Raw genomic sequence first — 18,397 nt, forward strand, 5'->3', positions numbered from 1 at the left:
TCGATCCCGTCATCACCCACCATTACTTTTAGTGTTACGCGCAGCGGTAGTTCAGTCGGTTAGAATACCGGCCTGTCACGCCGGGGGTCGCGGGTTCGAGTCCCGTCCGCTGCGCCATATTCGGTAATCTGGAACGCTGAACGCCAGGTCACCACTGAAAGCCCGCCTAGTGCGGGCTTTTTGCTGTCTGGGGGTTGGCTTTTGCGCTGCAAGCGACCTCAAAAAGAAAGCGGCCCTCGGGCCGCTTTCGTCGTTTCTGGCTTATTGTTCTGCGTTGCGGGCGTGGCGGTAATCGCTGACGGCTTCGTACACCGCCTTGCGTAGACGATTGATGCCGCCAATCGGTCGGTGCGCCTCCAGTCCGAACCACGGATTGAAGGACTGGTTGTCGCATTGCAGGTTCAGCGCTGGGGTATCGAAGTCCTGGGCCGGGATCTTGATGCGCGCCACGGTTTCGAAAGGCGCGTCGCTTTCACGCCATTCAATGCTGGCGTCTTCGATAGGCATGTACTTGGCTGGATCCTGGCGCTGGATCTGCAAGACGAAGCACGCCGGGACACGATCAGTCGATAACTGCTGGTTCAGTGCGCTGCGCAGGAAGTTTGGCAGGGCTTGATTCTGAGTGGGCAGGTCGTAGATCGGGCAGCTTTCGGGATCTGGCGCGACGCGGAATTTGGCGTTTGCCGTGCCAAACTTGTACGGCGATACCGAGAAATAGGTCGTCTGAGTCGGGCTTGCGGGCGCAGGAGCCAGCGTTGCCAGCGCGATAAACAGATGGCGAGCCTGCCAGCTACGCGGGTCCCAACTCGGGAAGAACGCCATGACCGTCTTGCCATCAGCCTGCGCAGCCACGTTCTGGCGGTACTCGGCGACATCGCTGACGAAGAAGTTCGGATGACTGAACATCACGAAATCCTGCTCGCCACGGCTCTGTTGTTCTTTCAAGAGCTGCGTACCCGGAACATCCAGCAATTTGATCGCCATGCCGCGGGCGTCCCGGATGCTGTCGAACTGCGGATAAGCGTTGCCATTGGACAGGCGCAGGGTTGCCTGCCAGGTCTTGCCCGCTTCGGCGAATACGCCCTGACGCAGTTCTGGCGACAAGTCAGCCAACACCTGAACCTCGGCTTTGACGCAACCGTGAGCCTTGGCATGGGCGTCACGCAAATAACGTGTGCCTTCGCGGTGCTGATCAACGATGCGCACAGCGGTCTGGATGATGTCCTGGGTCATGGTGGCTTCGCCCGGCGGGACCTGTTCCTCGGCCAAGACCGGGCCGCTGTGGTGCCAGGCGAACCAGGCCGTAGCCAGCGCCCAGGCGAGCAGGCCGAGGCTCAGCAGCAACAGAAGGGTTTTGCCCAGCAGGGCGCCAATGCGCAGCCAGAGGGTGATCAACATGCGAACGTCCTTTTTGCGGAAGCGATAGTCATGGCAGTTGCGATTCCAGCGGGCCGCCGAGCACCTTCAGATACTCCAGCAAGGCCCAGCGCTCTTCGGGTTGCAGCAAGCGTCCGATGACCCCGTTACCACGCTCACCGGCACGGAACTCGTGACCGCTGTTGTGGTTGCCGGTGATTCGCGTGTCGAACACGAAGCCATTGGTAAAGGCTTCGGTGCGATAACCCAGGTGGCGTGGGTCGTACTCGAAAGTGCCCTTATAGAAGGTGGTCGCGCGTTCATCTTGCGGTGAGAGCAATTGGTAAATGCTCGGCACCGAACCGTTATGCAGGAACGGCGACGTGGCCCAGACGCCCGCCAGCGGTCGAGCCTTGTAAGCGCGCAGTTCGCGAACCCCGATCGGCAAGCCGAATCCATCCAGAGCCGGGCGTTCTGCGGGCGTGACGTTCGCCTCGCGGTAAGCCTTGTTTTCGACGAAAGCGGTGACGTAGGCCAGCCCTTTGGCCACCGAGAGTTTGCTCAGGTCCAGAGGTTCGGTGGGGGCTGGATGCAGTTTGACATCCAGACTCGCCAGTTCCGCCGGGTCCCATTGCAGGGCCGTCAGATCAAAGCGATGGTCGGCAATGTTGTTGGCGGCGCCTGGATCGGTACCGATCACCTCCACTGGCAGCATTTTCAAGGTTTGCAGGGGGCGGCCATTGTTTTGTGTCACGGTCGGTACGTGGCAGCCGGCACAGTTTTCGGTGAACAATGTCCGACCTTTGGCGGCCAAAGGTCTGTCGATGCTACCGAGCAACTCTTCGGGCCAGGCTGGCGGCTTGAGCCGTTGCAGGGTTTCTTCGATCAGGTGCAGATCTCGTACACGCACGCTGGACGGGTAACGAGCGTCACCCTTGAGCGGCTGGCCTGTTGCATCGAAGAAATTCAGCGTAGCGCCAACCCCAAGGGCTTCGCCGATGTTACGTGCCATCGGCTGTTGAGCCGAGCCGTTCCACTGGACCCAATCGAAGGTCCACATCTCCCACAGCTGTGGATAGTCCACCGGGGCGTTGGCCACTCGGTAGTTGTCCACAGAAATGGCGTCGCCGAAACTGGCGTTGGCGATGCGCCCGAATGCGTCTGTGCGGCCGGGGCCTTCTTCGGTGGGGTAAAGGCCGCGATGAGTATCGTTCCAGGCAACGCTCAGGAAGGTATCCAGAGACGTTTTGAATGCTTTGCGCAGTTGTTGGTGTTGTGCATCGTAGTCCTGGCCAAGGACATTGCGCGCGAACCGTTCGAATTTCCATGGGTTGTAATAGGTAGAGGCGAGGCTGGCCACTAGCGCCTGGCCAAAGCTACCGCCCCGCAGCGTGGGAACGCTCGACGGTAGAACATGCTGGGCTGAACCACCGTCGATCCGCACGGCCTGGCCGTTGTAGCGCAGCTCGCCGGTGTGGCAGGCGGCACAGGTAATATCCAGAAACTCTTCTTTACTGCCGGGATTCTGATGGCGGGCAAAGCCGACGGGCAGGTTGCCGGGATTACTCGGGTTGGCTTTCTGCGCAGGGTCGATTAGAAAGCCGAAACGGGCGAGGTACTCAGGGGCTGCGAAACGCTGTTCGGAAAACGGTAACTCCAGCGCGCCGAACCAGTCGTAGCGCAGACCTTTAACCTGAGTGCCCTGGGGCGTGAAGTAATAGGTCTGGCGGTCTGCGGCATTCCACTGTTCAAGGTAATGCACCTGTTTGACGGGTACATAGCCGGGCAGCTTTGGGTTGACGACGTAATACAGAACGATGGCCAGGCCGAGACAGAGCAGGGCGGCGATCGCCAATAACACACGAGAGATGTGGCGCAAGATAAACATCCTTGTCGATTAATTGCCCCTTATGCCTTAGCCCAAGTTGTGCGGCAAGTAGCCATTACGCCGGACTCAGTAAGAAACGGCCTGTCCGGTTGTGAGTTTGCTCCGAGGGTCTAAGCTGACATTTGCCGCAAAATGCGTTTAAAGACGTGAACTTATCGGAAATTTCCTGCTCTCATGCCGGTAGCCATTGGTCGTGGCCGCCTGATAAGCTCGCGACTTTACTCTCGATTGCCCTTTAGGCGCATGAACAAGGAAATAGCATGAAACAGCATCGGTTGGCGGCGGCGGTGGCCCTGGTTGGCCTGGTACTTGCGGGTTGTGATTCGCAGACCAGCGTAGAGCTGAAAACCCCGGCGCAAAAAGCTTCCTACGGTATCGGCCTGAACATGGGCAAAAGCCTTGCCCAAGAAGGCATGGATGATCTGGATTCCAAAGCGGTAGCCCAAGGCATCGAAGATGCCGTCGGCAAGAAAGAACAGAAGCTCAAAGACGACGAACTGGTCGAAGCCTTTGCTGCACTGCAGAAGCGTGCTGAAGAGCGTATGGCCAAGATGAGTGAAGAGTCGGCAGCCGCCGGCAAAAAATTCCTCGAAGAAAATGCCAAGAAGGCCGGTGTAACTACTACCGCTTCTGGTCTGCAGTACGAAGTGGTCAAGAAAGCCGATGGCCCTCAGCCTAAGGCGACCGACGTAGTGACTGTTCACTACACCGGCAAGCTGACCAATGGCACCGTTTTCGACAGCTCCGTCGAACGTGGCAGCCCGATCGACTTGCCAGTGAGCGGTGTGATTCCGGGTTGGGTCGAAGGCCTGCAACTGATGCACGTTGGCGAGAAATACAAGTTGTACATTCCTAGCGAGCTGGCCTACGGCGCGCAAAGCCCAAGCCCGGCGATTCCGGCCAACTCGGTGCTGGTATTCGACCTGGAACTGCTGGCGATCAAGGATCCGGCAAAACAAGACGCTACCAAGTAGTTCGCGTCTGAAATAAAACAACGCCCCGTCTATACGGGGCGTTGTTGCATCTGGGGATTGATGGTGGGCAAAGTAAGCGAACGGACACCACCGGGCAGAGTTATACCCTTGAGGTTGCCGGTGTTAGACGCAGTCTGGCTGCCAAGTCAATGAAATTATGGGTTTTTTTATGTGAGTAAAAAACGCCCGATCTGAGTTAAGCCCTTATAAAACGGGGCTTTCAGGCGTTAAAAGTGGCTCTGTTCACAAGGTTATCCACAATTTGTGTGGATAACATTTCAGTGGGAGGGATGATGAAAGCACCCTGGAATTTCGCTCGCTTCTTACCATTGGCGGGAAGACTGCTCAGTCGAGGACGTTTACCAACTCTGCTCTTTGCCGTGGCGAGCAAAGGCGCCAGCCAAGGCAACCGTCTGGGCAAACTCAAAGATGATCTGCGATTGTTACAGGCGTTGTGTCTGGCTTATTGGCGCGGGGAGTACCGGGCTATCAGCGGGAAATCGATTTTGACGGTGGTGGCGGGCTTGATGTACTTCCTCAGTCCACTCGATGCCATCCCTGATTTCATTCCAGTATTCGGCATGCTCGATGACATCGCGGTGTTGGCTTGGGTGATGAAAACCCTCGACGATGAACTGAACGCTTTTCGTGCCTGGCGCGAACGTCAGTTGCCGGAAAAGCTGGCGGTGGTTGAGCGGTTACCGGACACACCGGAGCAACTTCAGCTGCAAGGCCCAAAAAAAACCTGAGCCGATTCAGGCTCATCCACAGATTGATACCCCATCGCGACCTTGGCGGCTGTTAGGATTACACTTCTAAGGAAAAGTGCCGACTCGCTAAGTGTTGTTGTCCTACGGGGTAGTAATGGATATTCAGATAATTGCACGCGATGGCGAGCCCGAATATGCGGTTCTGCCGTGGGCTCAGTATCAGGCTTTATTGAAAGCTGCAGGCGTCACCGAGCAAGCGCCGCGAGAAGCAACAGTCCGTCACGCGGCACCACCAGACCAGATTCTTCCAGGCTTGGTTCAATTACGTAGTTTGCGCGAAGGGAAGGGCATCGCCATAGAGGCGCTGGCCCGCACGGTAGGTATCAGCCCGTCTTATTTGGCCTTGATTGAAAGCGGTGAGCGTCAACCCGACGCCGCGATTCGCCGCAGCCTGGCCTGGGAGTTGACGGTGCCGGGTTGGAGGGACGAAACGTGAGCGTACGCATTAGTCGACAACATTGGGACGGGTTGCTGGGTGAGCTTGATCAAGCCCGCCGCCAGCGTCATCTACTGACTTACCGGGCTTTGCTTGAGCGTTTGCAGTTACCCAGCCCGGCCATGCAAACCCTGACCGCCGCCCTGGAGCATTTGGCCGCGCTGGATGCCAAGGCGGAGCAGCCGTTGCGCAGTTCACTGGTGATAAGCCAGGGGGCAAGCCGTTTGCCGCGCACCGGTTTCTTTGAGTGTGTCGAGCGTCTTGGGCGTTTTTCGGGCCCTTCTGATGGTGTTGCTGCAGCTTCCTGGCATGCCTCAGAAGTGGTGCGGGTTTTCGAGTACGAGTATCCCGAATCGGCGGAGGCCTGAGTGCTCTGGCGACTTAGAGCGCGCGCCAGTTACTGGTTGGCGCGCCGGCTGTTTCATTGGTCGTGGTTCGTGCGTCAGCCTCGTGGCTGGCACTGGCTCGAAGGTCAGTTTGCGCGCATGGCGAATCTGGGAGATGTCGGTGCTCAGAGCTTCTACGGCCATATCCTGACCTTCCGTGGCCAAGGCTTGGGTGCCCGCGAAGAGGGCGTGCGCTTGCTGCGCCTGGCAGCGCTGGCAGGGGACGGCAAAGCGGCCTATCAAGTGGGGGTGATCAGCCTGGCCGGAACACCCAGCAAGGCCCCTGATGCGGCTGAAGCGGCCCGTTGGTGGGCGATGGCGGTGAAGGCCGGGCATCCGCTGGCTGAGATCAAACTCAAGGAGCTGAAATCGAACGGTGGCAGCTTTTTGTAGGAGCAGCCGGTCGACGCTCGATTGGTCCGGGCGGCGTTCCGACGATGGACTCAAGGGCGACGCGTTTATTCAGAAAACACGCGTTATCGTTAACGTCCATCGCGAGCAAGCTCGGCTCCTACATAGAGACCTCAATCACCGCCTATCTCGCCAGATAATCTAAATCCCGTCCGCCACCGGCAAGCCAATCTCCAGACTGTCGATCACATGAATGCTGTAGCCCGGCACATTCTTGGCGTGATGCTTGGCTTGCGAAGCCAGCTCTGCCAGTTGGCTGGAGTCGAGTTGTCCACAGGCCTGTGGATGCAAATGTACGACGCCGATGGACAGCGACAACAGCGGGAACTCCTGGCGTACACCCTGGCGGTTAGGTGCGATGAAGCAGCCTGCTTCCAGGTGTTCGTTGCGATAGAAGCGTCGGCATTGGCAGTGAAAATCGTCCAGTAGCTGGTTGAGGCGTTTGCGCCAATCCTCGGGACCCAACACCAACAGAAAATCATCGCCGCCGATATGCCCGACAAAGTCGCGGCTTGGGTCGACGCGGTCATTCAGACACTGCGCCAGACACAGCAGGACTTCGTCGCCACGGCCGTAGCCGTAGATATCGTTGAAGGGCTTGAAACTGTCGATGTCCACATAGCAGATCACCGATTCGCGGGCCTGTTGCAGCAGCCGCGCCAGACACTGCTGGATCGGCACGTTTCCCGGCAACAGGGTCAGTGGATTGGCGTAGCGGGCTTGCTGGATCTTTAGTTCGGTAATCAGTTTGAGTACGTCAATCACCCGTCCCAGCCCCTGGTAGCCGCCGTTGAGGGTGATGATGAAGTCCTCTTCGATGCGTTGCCGGGCACGGCTGGTGATCAGGCGGCTGACCTGCTGCAATGATTGGTTCAGCTCGACTGCCAGGAAGTCATCATTCATCAGGCGGCTGATAGGCTTGCGCGCGAACAGGTCGGTGGCGAAGGGCTTGAGCAGTGCATCCGAGAGCGAATGACGGTGGACTATCCCGCACGGCTGCCCCTGATCATCGAGCACCGCCAGGGAGTTGAGGTTGGCCTGACGCCGGAAGGCCTCCAGGACTGTTGCGGTAGGGGTGTCCCGGGCCACGGCCGGTTGATCGTTGAGCAGGGCGCTGAGGTCGCTGCCTTCATCGTTCAGGGCCATCGCAGAGCTGTCGTGTTTGGGCATCAGTGTTCGCGCATCCTGCGGCGGGTGTTCCTGCGGACGGCAGAGCAGGTAACCCTGGACCAGATCGACACCCATCTCGGTCAGCACTGCGAGTTCTTCCGGCAGCTCGATACCTTCAGCGATCACTTGCGCCCGTGAGGCTTTGGCGATTTGCAGGATCGAGCCGACGAACTCGCGCTTGAGGGCGTCCTGATGGATGCCGTCGATGAAGTGTCGATCGATTTTCACGTAATCCGGGCGCAGCTCGGACCACAGTCGCAGGCTGGAATACCCCGCGCCGAGATCGTCCAGGGCAATCGAAAACCCCATGGCCCGATAGTGATGCAATGCGTTTTGCAACAGTTGGAAGTCGTCGGTCGGGGTTTGTTCGGTGAGTTCGATGACTACCTGGCTTGGCTCGATACCGAAGTCCTGCAGTAGCTGCAGCGTTCTGCCTGGCTGGTGAGCGGCTTCGAGCAGGGATTCGGGGGAGACATTGAGGAACAGTTTGCCCGGCAGTTTCTGTTCGTTGAAGCGTCGGCAAGCGCTGTGACGGCACGCCATTTCCAACTCACTGAGGCGACCGGCCTGGCGGGCCACGGCGAACAGCGCGATGGGCGAGTGCAGCGGACTATTGGAAGGCCCACGACTGAGGGCTTCGTAACCGACGATGCGTCGTTCGGAGAGGGAGATGATCGGCTGGAACAGACTGTGTAAACCGCTTTGAGCCAGGATTGAACTCAAGGCGCTCAGCTGTTCTGTCGTGGTCATGGTGTTCTCTGCCGATAAAAAAAGGACCGGGTGCTGTGGGCACCCAGTCCTGTATTTCACGACAGAATGATGACTATTTGATGACGCTCCGGGGAGCATTCACATTAAATTGCCACCATCGTCAGTGCTTTGCTAGCGCAGTGTTGAGCTTCAAGTAATCCAGCAAAATCCGCCCGGTTTCGCTCAGGTAGGCATCATCTTCCGGCTTGGTCTTGTCTGGCTCGGCTGCGAGAGCGTCTTCGTCTTCTTTCTTCAGCTCTTTCAGCGGCTCCTCACCCTTGGCTTTGCGACGGATATTCTCCATGACAAGCTGCTTGGCTTCGATATCGGAGTGCTGTGCGCGACGCTCGGCTTCGTTGAGACTGACGGTTTTCTCGGTCATCAGTTTCTGGGCCAGGGCCAGCTTGTCGCGAATGAACACGAACTCTGCATCCTTGGCTGAGCGCTGGTCATGCTCGGATTTCAACTGCGTCAGGTACGGTTTGAACGGATCAAGCGTCGGTTTGATCGCCGGACGAATGGTGTCCCACGGCATGGCTTCAGGCAGAGCGCTCTCGCCGATTTCCTTGGTGTCGATGATCGACGGGTAATCGATATCCGGCAGCACGCCCTGATGCTGGGTGCTCTGTCCGGAAACCCGGTAGAACTTGGCCAGAGTCAGTTTCAGCTCACCGTGATTCAGCGGCTGGATAGTCTGTACGGTGCCTTTACCGAAGGTCTGGCCGCCGACGATCAACGCGCGGTGGTAGTCCTGCATGGCGCCGGCAAAAATCTCCGAGGCCGAAGCCGAGAGACGGTTGACCAGCAATGCCATTGGGCCTTTGTAGAAGGCGCCCGGGTTTTCGTCTTCAAGCACATCGACCCGGCCATCGGCGTTACGCACCAGCACGGTCGGACCTTTGTCGATAAACAGACTGGTCAGTTCAGTGGCTTCCTGCAACGAGCCGCCGCCGTTGTTGCGCAAGTCGATGACTACGCCGTCGACTTTGTCTTTCTGCAGCTCGGTCAGCAGTTTCTTGACGTCGCGAGTGGTGCTCTTGTAGTCCGGATCGCCGGCACGGAAGGCCTTGAAATCCAGGTAGAAGGCCGGGATCTCGATGATGCCGAGTTTGTAGTCCTTGCCATCCTGTTTGAGGTTGAGAACCGACTTCTTCACCGCCTGATCTTCAAGCTTCACCGCTTCGCGGGTGATCTGGACGATCTTGGTGGTCTGGTCGCTCGGTGCATTGCTGGCCGGGATCACTTCCAGACGCACCACGGTGCCTTTCGGCCCGCGGATCAGCTTGACCACTTCGTCCAGACGCCAGCCGACTACATCGACCATTTCCTTGTCGCCTTGGGCGACACCGATGATCTTGTCTGCCGGTGAGACTTGCTTGGTCTTGTCCGCCGGACCTGCTGGCACCAGACGCACGACTTTCACCTGGTCGTTGTCGCTCTGCAACACGGCGCCAATGCCTTCCAGCGACAGGCTCATGTTGATGTCGAAGTTCTCCGCGTTATCTGGCGACAGATAGTTGGTGTGCGGGTCGTAGGACATGGCGAAGGTGTTGATGTACGCCTGGAAGATATCTTCAGCACGGGTTTGATCCAGACGCACCAGCTGATTCTTGTAGCGCTTGGTCAGCAACTCTTGAATGGCCTTGGGCTCTTTGCCGGCGATCTTCATGCGCAGCACTTCGTCCTTGACGCGTTTGCGCCACAGGTCGTCGAGTTCCGCGGTGGTCTTGAGCCAAGGGGAATCCTTGCGATCGATCAGCAAGGACTCTTTGGTGGTGAAGTCGAATTTGTCGACGCCTTTGTCCAGCTCGGTCAAGGCGAAGTCCAGACGCGCTTTGACGCGGTCCAGGTAACGCTTGTAGATGGTGAACCCGGCATTCAGGTCGCCGCTTTTGAGGAAGTCGTCAAATTGGGTTTTCCATTTGTCGAACTCGGCAATATCACTGGCGAGAAAGTAGCTGCGCGACGGATCCAGCAGCTTCAGGTAGCTGTCATAGATGATCACAGAGCGCGCGTCATCGAGAGGCGGCTTGCTGTAATGATGGCGCTTGAGCAACTCGACGACGTTAAGGCTGGCAATCACCTCGTCACGATCGGGCTGAAGTTTGTCCCAGCTATTGGCTGCGAACGAATTGGTCGACAGCGGCAAAAGACCGAGACCAATGAAAAGAGCAAGGGCGGTGCTGGGGAACAAATGCTTCATGCTGATTCGACGCGGGGGCAATTGATAACGCATATTAGGCCGTCTTTGAAGTCGCCGGTTCCATAGGGGCCGGTCGCATAATGCAAAAAGCCCGGCGCTACAGCTACGGGCTCAGTCCAGACTCACTATGGAGGCACTGTGAAAGCATTGCAAGGCGTTGAAGGTCAAGTGGTGTGGGTTGAAGAGCCGAGTCCGACGTGTGACGTAGGGCAAGTTCGTATTCGAGTAGCGGCTGCGGGCTTGAACAGGGCCGATCTGTTACAGCGAGCAGGGCTCTATCCTGCACCGCCTGGCGCCAGTCAGGTGCTGGGCCTGGAGTGTTCCGGGGTGATCAGCGAGGTGGGGGCGGGTTCGTCCTGGCAGGTGGGCGACCGCGTCTGCGCGCTGCTGGCCGGTGGCGGGATGGCCGAAGAAGTGGTGGTCGATGGCCGGCATGTGTTGCCGGTTCCGGAAGGTTTGTCGCTGACTGAGGCGGCGGCGCTGCCCGAGGTTTACAGCACTGCGTGGTTGAACCTGTTCCAGCTGGCGGCGCTCAAGCCCGGTGAAAAAGTACTGCTGCACGCAGGCGCCAGCGGTGTTGGGTCGGCGGCTATTCAGTTGTGCAAAGCATTTGGCAACCCTTGCTGGGTCAGTGTGGGTTCGGCGGATCGTCTGGCCTATTGCGAGGCTTTGGGTGCACAGGGCGGTGTGGTGCGTACCGATGGTCTGGAAAGCTTGAATGACTTTGGTCCGTTTGACGTCATCCTCGATCCGGTGGGGGCCAACTATGCCGCGCTGAACGTGAAACTGCTGGCGCGCGACGGTCGTTGGGTGCTGATCGGTCTGATGGGCGGTCGTGAAGCGCAGCTGGATCTGGCGCAGATTCTGGCCAAGCGGGTGCAGCTACTGGGATCGACCCTGCGCAGTCGAGACGAGCAATTCAAGGCGGATTTGTTCAGCGATCTACGCCTGCACGTTTGGCCGTTGTTCGCCGAAGGGCGTTTGAACCCGCAACTGGCCAAAACTTTCCCGATAAAGGACGCTGAAGCCGCGTTTGCGGAGCTTGCGACCAACAAGGTGTCGGGAAAATTGGTGTTGGTGATTGACGAAACGCTGGTCTAAGCAGGATCACGTTTCACCTGTGGCGAGGGAGCTTGCTCCCGCTGGAGCGCGAAGCGGTCCTAAAATCGGCGATTGCGTTTCTTCAGGCAGAATGCGATTACCGGATTACGAGCGCTTCGCGCTCGAGCGGGAGCAAGCTCCCTCGCCACATTGGTTAATCGGTGCTACTACTTCCACTGATGAATCGGCCATCCGGCTTTTTCGGCGTGTTCCTGCAACACCGGATCTGGATTGACCACATGTGGGAAGTCGACTTTCAGCAATAACGGCAAGTCATTGCGCGAGTCGGAATAGAAGCTCGCGCCTTCGAGATTTTCACCTTCGGTGTCCAGCCATTCCAGCAAGCGGGTGATTTTGCCCTCGCGGTAGGTCAGGGTACCGACGGTGTTGCCGCTGTAGACCCCATGGGTCACTTCCAGCTCGATTCCCAATATCTCGTCAATGCCCAGACGCTCGGCAATCGGTTTGACCAGGTGCGTGCCAGAGGCCGAGATCACCAGGATCCGGTCGCCAGCCTTGCGGTGTGCTGCGATGGCTTTGCAGGCGTCGCTGAAGATGATCGGCTCGATCACATCCTCGACCCACGGTGCGACCAGGTGCTCGATTTCTTCCGGCGTACGCCCGGCGATCGGCTCCAGGCTGAAGGCCATGTAGTCTTCCATGTCCAGTTTGCCGTGGCTGTAGGCGTCCATCAGTTCGTTGTTGCGACGCATGAAGGACTCGCCGTCGACCCAGCCGAGGCGGCCCATCTGTTCGCTCCACAAGGTGGCGCAGTCGCCATGGATCAGGGTTTCGTCCAGATCAAAAATTGCCAAAGCCATTAGGGCAGCTCTCTCTTCAAACTCTTCAAAGTAATCGGGCGCATCAAAAGCATCAGGCTACCTCACACAGGGCCGTCGGATCGATGGAAAGCGCCAGGCGTTGACCGTCGACATGCATATCAGCCGCTGAACGGTTCAGTACATCGACGACCAATTCCACGCCACGCGCTTCGACGCGGTAACGAATCACATTGCCCAACAAGCTATGGCTGCGAATCTGCGCGTCGAGCTCACCGTTCAGACTCAGCACGATGGCTTCTGGACGAATGGCAATGCGACCGGTGATCGGGCGTTGCAGCAACTTGCTGGCGCTGTCGGCGTCGAGCAGATTGTAGTTGCCGATAAACCCTGCGGCGAATACGTCCACCGGTGCGGTGTAGAGGGTTTCAGCGTCACCGCTCTGGACAATCTTGCCCTGGTTCATCAGGAAGATCCGATCGGACATGATCAGGGCTTCTTCCTGATCGTGGGTGACAAAAATCGTCGTCAGACCGAGCTCGCGCTGGATCTGCCGGATCTGTTCGCGCAGGTGCTTGCGAATCCGTGCATCCAGCGCCGACAGCGGTTCATCCAGCAACAACAGGCGTGGCCGGGTCACCAGCGAGCGGGCCAGGGCCACCCGTTGGCACTGGCCGCCGGACAGTTGATGCGGATAGCGAGCGGCGAAGTCGGTCAACTCCACCAGTTGCAGTACCTCAAGCACACGCTTGCGACTGTCGTCGGCGTTGACCTTTTGCATGCGCAGGCCGAAGGCGACGTTCTGTTCCACGGTCATGTTGGGGAACAACGCATAGCTTTGAAACACCATGCCGATGCCGCGTTTTTGCGGGCTCAGCGGAACGAGGTCCTGACCGTCGAGCAGGATCTTGCCGCCATCCACCGCTGTCAGTCCGGCGATGCAGCGCAGCAGGGTGGACTTACCGCAGCCGGACGGACCGAGCAGGGTGACGAACTCGCCCTTCTGGATTTCGCAGTTGATGTCGCTGAACACCGTGGTGCCAGCGTAGTTTTTCTGCAGGTGTTGGACGCTGACGAAGCTCATTGGCTTTTGTCCTTGTTCAAAATATTGGCAACCCAGGTCAGAACCAGCACAAAGAAGAAGTAAGAGATCACCAGCGCACTGGTGAAGTGGCCGCTGCTGTTACGCATATTGTTCAGGTAGACCTGCAGGGTTTCGTAGCGAGTACCGACCAGGATGTTGGCGAACACGAATTCACCGAACAGGAACGAGAAGGACAGCAGCAACGCCACCATCAAGCCCTTGCGCAGGTTCGGCAGCACCACCAGGAACGCCGCCTGCCAGGTACTGGCGCCGAGCAGCTGGGCGGAGTCCATCAGGTCGCGCAGGTTGATTGCTTGCAGGTTGTTGGTGATCGCCCGGTACATAAACGGCAGCGCCACGGTGAAGTAGCATCCGACCAGAATCCAGGGCGTACCGACCATCGCGAATGGCCCGGAACCATAGAGCTGCAACAGTCCCACCGAGGACACCACTGGGGGGACGGCGAACGGCAGCAGGATCAGGATGTTCATTAGCGCGTCGAGCTTGGGGAAGTGGTAATGCACCACGAATAGCAACGGCAGAATCAGCACCACCGACAGCACCAGGGAACCGATGCAGACTAGCAACGACTGGCCAAAGGCACCGAGGAAGCGCGGGTCGCTCCACAGCTGGATATACCATTTGAGCGTAAAACCACTGGGCAGAATGGTCGCCGACCAACTGCTGGCGATCGAGTAGATCAGTGTTCCGGCCAGCGGCAGCAACAGAATGGCAAACAGCAGATAGACCACTACCCGGTGGTAGAGGACAACGGAGCTGGTTTCAGCGCGTGACATGGTAGCTCCTCTTCAATAGCAACTGGTGCACGACGGTGACCAGCGTCATCAGCGTCACCAGCACCACGGCCAGGGCGCTGGCCATGTTCGGGTCCAGGGAAATGTCGCCAGAGACCATCGCGGCAATTCGGATCGTCAGCACGTTGAAGTTGCCGGTAGTCAGGGCGTACACGGTGGCGTAGGCGCCGAGGGCATTGGCCAGCAGGATCACGAAGGTCCCGAGCAATGCCGGGGTCAGCACTGGCAAACCGATATGCCGCCAGAACTGCCAGCCACTGGCCCCGAGCAGGGCGGCGGATTCACGCCAGTCTTCGCGCAAGGCATCGAAGGCCGGGTAAAGCAGCAACACGCCGAGGGGAATCTGGAAGTAGGTGTAAAGAATGATCAGCCCGGTCTTGGAATACAGGTTGAAGTCCTGAATGATCCCGGCCTGCTTGAGCATGATGGTGAAAGTGCCGTTGAAGCCCAACAGGATGATGAAGGCGAAGGCCAGCGGGACACCGGCAAAGTTGCTGGTCATGTTGGCGAAGGCGTTGACGAAGTTGCGCAGTCGCGAGTCGACCCGACGCAGCGAGTAGCTGCCCAGTACGGCGATGATGATCCCGAACACGCTGGACCAGAAACTGATTTCCAGACTGTATTGAATCGCCTGCAAATAGAACTTCGAGCTGAAGATCTTGCTGAAGTTGGCCAGGCCCCAACCGAACTCTTCCGACTGAATGCTGTGGATCATCACCCAGAACAGCGGGGCGATCTGAAACACGATGAAGAACAGCGCGAAGGGCACCAGGCAGAGTGCCGCCAGCCATTTGCCTCGGGTGATCGAGTTCACTTCAACAGCTCCCGGCAGACAGGTTTGTCGTGGGCAACGCCAAGCAACTCGCAGACCGTGCCGCAGAGTTCGGTCTGTTTCGGCGTGGCGTTGCGATCGAGGCTGAAAGCATCGCCGAGGACAAACAGCGGCACTTCGCGCTCTTCGGTGAGCAGGCCGTTGTGCGAGCGGTCGTTGTTCATACCGTGGTCGGCGGTCACCAGTACCTGATAACCGGCGTCGAGCCAGCCTTGCAGGTAGTCGGCGAGAATGATGTCGGCCGAGCGTGCGCTGTTGCGGTATTGCGGGGTATCGAGGCCGTGCTTGTGCCCGGCGTCGTCAATGTTCATGGGGTGTACCAGAAGAAAATTCGGCGAGTGCCGCAGGCGCAGATTTTCCGCATCGGCGAACAGGTGCGAATCCGGGTAGTGATCGGACCAGTAGAAATGTCCGTGCTGGATCGGCAGTTTCGCGTTCTCCGTGTGGCGATCGCGCGCGGCGTTGAATGGAGAACGGTTATACAACTCGCTGACCCAGTGATAGGCGGCAGCCGCGGTGCTGAGCCCAGCCTCGGTGGCGTAGTGGAACACGCTGCGTTGGTTGGATAGACGCGAAACGTTGTTGTGCACGATGCCACTTTCGATCGGTGTTACGCCGCTCAGAATGCATTCGTAGAGCGGTCGGGACAGCGCCGGCAGTTCGCACTCGAGTTTGTAGAATGCCGCGCGTCCTGCGCCGACGTAGGCCTGAAGGTGCCCCATGGCATGCCGGGCGACCTCGTAATTCAGGCCGTCGAGCACCACAAGGATGACGTTGTGTTGCATAGGGCGAAGGCTCCGGAAAACAGGTATTCGAAAAAATTCAGGCTTGAGTCGATCCAGTGTGGGAGCGGGCTTGCTCGCGATGCAGGCAGCGCGGTTTTGCTGAAACACCGCGGTGATGCAATCGCGAGCAAGCCCGCTCCCACATTAGATCTCCATCCGATCTGCAGCATTACTGCATATTGATAATGACTTCTTCCTGCCACTTCTGCGGCAAGCCTTTGGAGGTCTTTTCCCAGGCATCGGCGTCTTTGATTGGCGTCACCTTTTTGTACTGCTCATTCGGCAACAGCTGGGCCTGTACTTCAGCCGGCAGGGTCAGGTGTTCGGCACGGATCGGCCGGGCGTTGCCACGTGCCAGGTTGATCTGGCCGGCGTCGCTGAAGATGTACTCGCGAGCCAGTTTGGCGGCGTTCGGGTGTTTGGCGTATTTGTTGATGATGGTGGTGTAACCGGAAATCACCGAGCCATCGGACGGGATCAGCACGACGTAATCGTCTTTGTTGACCATCTTGTCGCGGTAGCTCAGACCGTTGAAGTCCCAGACCACGCCGACTTCGATTTCACCCTTTTCCATGGTGGCAATGGTCGGGTTGGACATCGACAGGCGACCTTGCTTGGCTATCTCAGCGAACATCAACAGTGCCGGTTGAATGTTTTTTTCATTGCCACCCTTGGAGATGGCCGCTGCCAGCACGCCGTTGGCAGCCTGGGCGGCGGTGCTCACGTCACCGATGGAAACCTTGTATTTACCTTTCTCAAGGTCGGCCCAGCTTGTCGGGGCATCGGAGCCATGCAGCAGCTTTTTGTTGATGATGAAAGCAATAGTGCCGGTGTAGGCCAATGCCCAGTTGCCGTCCTTGTCTTTCGCCCAATCCGGGATCTGAGCCCAGGTGCTCGGTTTGTAAGGCTGAACCACGCCCTGTTTGACCGAGATAGGGCCGAAGGCTGCACCGACATCACCGATGTCGGCGCTGGCGTTGTCTTTTTCCGCGGCGAACTTGGCTATTTCCTGAGCCGAGCTCATGTCGGTGTCGATGTGCTTGAGGCCATAGTTCTTGGCCAGGTCATCCCAGGTGCCTTTCCAGTTGGCCCAGTTATCGGGCATGCCGACGCTGTTGACCTCGCCTTCCGCTTTCGCAGCGGCTTCCAGGGTTTTCAAATTGGTATCAGCCGCCATCGCTGCGGTGCACATGGCAATGGTCGAGCCTAACAGTGATGCCAGGAATAGCTGTTTCATCCGAAGCTCCTTTGGGCGTTTTCAACGCTGCGTTTTTATCTACGTTTGCGGTTGGGTTGGTCTAGGTCAGCAATACCTGAGCCAATTTAAGCGGGCTGAATGACACTTTGATGTCGGTATCGGGCCTGCAAGCATTTATTGAGCTCTTGTACGGACGCTGCGAGATAAGCGTAGACCATGGCTAAAAGGCTGATATGAAAGGACTTGGCCATTAAATTGCAGGTGTCTGGATCAACCGTTGGGCGGCTTTGTCATCTGACAGTCATGTGCATTGCCTAGGCTTGCAAGAGTTGAAGGAGCCGATTTGTCGCGCGGTTCTGCCCCGAAACAGTGCTGGTCTAGTCCAGATAGGTAACGTTGATGCGTGAAGAGGCAACTAAAGCGGTGACAGCCATCGGGCAGGTCCTGCAGGAACAGATGGAACACGGTCTGTTGCCAGCGGCTAGCAAACTGCCGGCCGAGCGCAAGCTCAGTGAGTTGTTCGGCACCACGCGAATCACTGTGCGTGAGGCGTTATTACAGTTGGAGGCTCAAGGGCAGATTTATCGAGAAGAGCGCCGTGGCTGGTTTGTCTCGCCGCCACGCCTGGCCTACAACCTGATACAGCGCAGTCACTTCCACGCGATGGTCAGCGCTCAGGGCAGGGTGCCATCCACCGAAGTGATTTCGGCGCGTTTGCAACCGGCGTCGGCGGCGGTGTGTGCTTGGTTGCAGTTGCCGGCGCTATCGAGCGTGATCCAGATTTGCCGTGCACGACGCATTGATGGGCGACTGGTGTTGTACGTCGAGCATTACCTCAACCCGCAGTACTTTCCGCAGATTCTGGATTTTGATTTGAACCAGTCGATTACTGAGCTTTACGCGCGGCACTACGATTTGCATTACGGGCGGGTGCGTTTTGAGATTGTCCCGACTTCGTTGCAGGTAGAGGCTGCGGCGGCTTTGAAGGTGTCGGTGGGGAGTCCTGGGCTCCGGATTGCCCGGGTCAATTATGATCAGCATGGGAGGTTGATTGATTGTGATCTGGAGTTTTGGCGGCATGATGCGATTCATGTTGGGGTGGATGTGGTGTGACGTAGGGCCGCGGAGGCGGCCTGACAGCCGGCCTATCTCTTGAGGGTGTACATATCCATTTCTGCGGTAACGGCGGCTGGCGGTTTCGCCCTTACGGCAACTCCCTTTGGCAAACGCCCCAAAGGAAGCAAATGTATGGTCAGCCCATCTTCTGCCACCCAGCAACGATGAACGGTAAATCGAGCTTGCGCTAATGTATCCGGGCTCAGTGTGAGCACGTTTAGCGCTCGGCCCTTGATGAGTAGTCGCTCCTGCCTGTCCTTTAAAAGGTCTTCAGCTTCCAAAACTCTTTTGCTTCTCAGGTTTTCAGCCAGGATGTCTGCCGTTTATCGTCATCAGTTACTGA

The 18,397-nt window shown here is 58.0% G+C and carries 17 protein-coding genes and 1 tRNA gene; 8 read left to right on the forward strand and 10 right to left on the reverse strand.

Annotated features, from left to right (window positions below; all coding sequences use genetic code 11):
- The first annotated feature begins 40 nt into the window (after nt 1-40).
- Nucleotides 41-117, forward strand: a tRNA-Asp gene (locus tag ACN1C3_RS32820).
- A gap of 144 nt (nt 118-261) precedes the next feature.
- Here ACN1C3_RS32820 and ACN1C3_RS32825 read toward each other — a convergent pair.
- Both ACN1C3_RS32825 and ACN1C3_RS32830 read right to left on the reverse strand, forming a co-directional pair.
- Complete coding sequence (locus ACN1C3_RS32825; RefSeq protein ID WP_419119882.1) at nt 262-1,398, reverse strand: catalase family protein; 1,137 nt, start codon at nt 1,396-1,398, stop codon at nt 262-264.
- Between the two features lie 28 nt (nt 1,399-1,426).
- Nucleotides 1,427-3,235, reverse strand: coding sequence for a di-heme-cytochrome C peroxidase (locus ACN1C3_RS32830; RefSeq protein WP_419119883.1), 1,809 nt, complete (start codon nt 3,233-3,235; stop codon nt 1,427-1,429).
- A gap of 269 nt (nt 3,236-3,504) precedes the next feature.
- Between ACN1C3_RS32830 and ACN1C3_RS32835 the strand changes: the two genes are divergently transcribed.
- The 5 genes from ACN1C3_RS32835 (at nt 3,505) to ACN1C3_RS32855 (ending at nt 6,203) form a co-directional block, all read left to right on the forward strand.
- Nucleotides 3,505-4,218, forward strand: a complete 714-nt coding sequence (locus ACN1C3_RS32835) for an FKBP-type peptidyl-prolyl cis-trans isomerase (protein WP_419119884.1) — start codon at nt 3,505-3,507, stop codon at nt 4,216-4,218.
- A 293-nt stretch (nt 4,219-4,511) separates the two neighbouring features.
- On the forward strand, nt 4,512-4,967 hold the full coding sequence (locus ACN1C3_RS32840; RefSeq protein WP_419119885.1) for a YkvA family protein: 456 nt from the start codon (nt 4,512-4,514) through the stop codon (nt 4,965-4,967).
- Between the two features lie 115 nt (nt 4,968-5,082).
- Nucleotides 5,083-5,424 (forward strand): helix-turn-helix domain-containing protein, encoded by a 342-nt coding sequence (locus ACN1C3_RS32845; RefSeq protein WP_419119886.1) that lies wholly within the window; start codon nt 5,083-5,085, stop codon nt 5,422-5,424.
- Entirely contained in the window at nt 5,421-5,792 is a 372-nt protein-coding gene (locus tag ACN1C3_RS32850) for a hypothetical protein (protein ID WP_419119887.1), read from the forward strand. The genes ACN1C3_RS32845 and ACN1C3_RS32850 overlap by 4 nt, the downstream gene beginning before the upstream one ends.
- Complete coding sequence (locus ACN1C3_RS32855; protein WP_419119888.1) at nt 5,793-6,203, forward strand: sel1 repeat family protein; 411 nt, start codon at nt 5,793-5,795, stop codon at nt 6,201-6,203. It abuts the gene before it with no gap.
- 159 nt (nt 6,204-6,362) lie between these two features.
- On the opposite strand, the gene ACN1C3_RS32860 is transcribed toward ACN1C3_RS32855, so the two are convergent.
- Both ACN1C3_RS32860 and ACN1C3_RS32865 read right to left on the reverse strand, forming a co-directional pair.
- The gene (locus ACN1C3_RS32860) at nt 6,363-8,141 is read right to left on the reverse strand and encodes a bifunctional diguanylate cyclase/phosphodiesterase (protein WP_419119889.1); all 1,779 of its coding nucleotides are present in this window, start codon (nt 8,139-8,141) and stop codon (nt 6,363-6,365) included.
- 121 nt (nt 8,142-8,262) lie between these two features.
- Nucleotides 8,263-10,344: a carboxy terminal-processing peptidase gene (locus ACN1C3_RS32865; RefSeq protein ID WP_419119890.1), complete on the reverse strand. Its 2,082-nt coding sequence runs from the start codon at nt 10,342-10,344 to the stop codon at nt 8,263-8,265.
- Nucleotides 10,345-10,482: 138 nt separating this feature from the next.
- Between ACN1C3_RS32865 and ACN1C3_RS32870 the strand changes: the two genes are divergently transcribed.
- Entirely contained in the window at nt 10,483-11,445 is a 963-nt protein-coding gene (locus ACN1C3_RS32870; RefSeq protein WP_419119891.1) for a zinc-binding dehydrogenase, read from the forward strand.
- A 167-nt stretch (nt 11,446-11,612) separates the two neighbouring features.
- Here the strand turns inward: ACN1C3_RS32870 and ACN1C3_RS32875 are convergent, their stop codons facing one another.
- From ACN1C3_RS32875 to ACN1C3_RS32900, 6 genes are all read right to left on the reverse strand, one after another.
- Complete coding sequence (locus ACN1C3_RS32875) at nt 11,613-12,266, reverse strand: HAD family hydrolase (RefSeq protein ID WP_419119892.1); 654 nt, start codon at nt 12,264-12,266, stop codon at nt 11,613-11,615.
- Nucleotides 12,267-12,318: 52 nt separating this feature from the next.
- Nucleotides 12,319-13,308: an ABC transporter ATP-binding protein gene (locus ACN1C3_RS32880; protein ID WP_419119893.1), complete on the reverse strand. Its 990-nt coding sequence runs from the start codon at nt 13,306-13,308 to the stop codon at nt 12,319-12,321.
- Nucleotides 13,305-14,105 carry an ABC transporter permease gene (locus ACN1C3_RS32885; protein WP_419119894.1) on the reverse strand — a complete coding sequence of 267 codons (801 nt, stop codon included), beginning with the start codon at nt 14,103-14,105 and terminating at the stop codon, nt 13,305-13,307. The genes ACN1C3_RS32880 and ACN1C3_RS32885 overlap by 4 nt, the downstream gene beginning before the upstream one ends.
- Entirely contained in the window at nt 14,092-14,937 is an 846-nt protein-coding gene (locus ACN1C3_RS32890; RefSeq protein ID WP_419119895.1) for an ABC transporter permease, read from the reverse strand. Before ACN1C3_RS32890 ends, ACN1C3_RS32885 begins: the two co-directional genes overlap by 14 nt.
- Complete coding sequence (locus ACN1C3_RS32895; RefSeq protein ID WP_419119896.1) at nt 14,934-15,740, reverse strand: alkaline phosphatase family protein; 807 nt, start codon at nt 15,738-15,740, stop codon at nt 14,934-14,936. Before ACN1C3_RS32895 ends, ACN1C3_RS32890 begins: the two co-directional genes overlap by 4 nt.
- Nucleotides 15,741-15,909: 169 nt before the next feature.
- Nucleotides 15,910-16,977 (reverse strand): ABC transporter substrate-binding protein, encoded by a 1,068-nt coding sequence (locus ACN1C3_RS32900; protein WP_419119897.1) that lies wholly within the window; start codon nt 16,975-16,977, stop codon nt 15,910-15,912.
- Between the two features lie 360 nt (nt 16,978-17,337).
- On the opposite strand from ACN1C3_RS32900, the gene ACN1C3_RS32905 reads away from it, so the two are divergent.
- Nucleotides 17,338-18,051 carry a UTRA domain-containing protein gene (locus ACN1C3_RS32905; RefSeq protein WP_419119898.1) on the forward strand — a complete coding sequence of 238 codons (714 nt, stop codon included), beginning with the start codon at nt 17,338-17,340 and terminating at the stop codon, nt 18,049-18,051.
- Nucleotides 18,052-18,397 lie beyond the last annotated feature (346 nt).

The organism is Pseudomonas sp. H11T01 (assembly GCF_048515765.1).
In the GTDB taxonomy this organism is placed as follows: domain Bacteria; phylum Pseudomonadota; class Gammaproteobacteria; order Pseudomonadales; family Pseudomonadaceae; genus Aquipseudomonas.

Coding starts and splice junctions, on each gene's coding strand:
- ACN1C3_RS32825 (WP_419119882.1), bottom strand. CDS start 1,398: ATGTTGATCACCCTCTGGCTGCGCATTGGCGCCCTGCTGGGCAAAACC.
- ACN1C3_RS32835 (WP_419119884.1), top strand. CDS start 3,505: ATGAAACAGCATCGGTTGGCGGCGGCGGTGGCCCTGGTTGGCCTGGTA.
- ACN1C3_RS32840 (WP_419119885.1), top strand. CDS start 4,512: ATGAAAGCACCCTGGAATTTCGCTCGCTTCTTACCATTGGCGGGAAGA.
- ACN1C3_RS32845 (WP_419119886.1), top strand. CDS start 5,083: ATGGATATTCAGATAATTGCACGCGATGGCGAGCCCGAATATGCGGTT.
- ACN1C3_RS32860 (WP_419119889.1), bottom strand. CDS start 8,141: ATGACCACGACAGAACAGCTGAGCGCCTTGAGTTCAATCCTGGCTCAA.
- ACN1C3_RS32865 (WP_419119890.1), bottom strand. CDS start 10,344: ATGAAGCATTTGTTCCCCAGCACCGCCCTTGCTCTTTTCATTGGTCTC.
- ACN1C3_RS32875 (WP_419119892.1), bottom strand. CDS start 12,266: ATGGCTTTGGCAATTTTTGATCTGGACGAAACCCTGATCCATGGCGAC.
- ACN1C3_RS32880 (WP_419119893.1), bottom strand. CDS start 13,308: ATGAGCTTCGTCAGCGTCCAACACCTGCAGAAAAACTACGCTGGCACC.
- ACN1C3_RS32885 (WP_419119894.1), bottom strand. CDS start 14,105: ATGTCACGCGCTGAAACCAGCTCCGTTGTCCTCTACCACCGGGTAGTG.
- ACN1C3_RS32895 (WP_419119896.1), bottom strand. CDS start 15,740: ATGCAACACAACGTCATCCTTGTGGTGCTCGACGGCCTGAATTACGAG.
- ACN1C3_RS32900 (WP_419119897.1), bottom strand. CDS start 16,977: ATGAAACAGCTATTCCTGGCATCACTGTTAGGCTCGACCATTGCCATG.
- ACN1C3_RS32905 (WP_419119898.1), top strand. CDS start 17,338: ATGCGTGAAGAGGCAACTAAAGCGGTGACAGCCATCGGGCAGGTCCTG.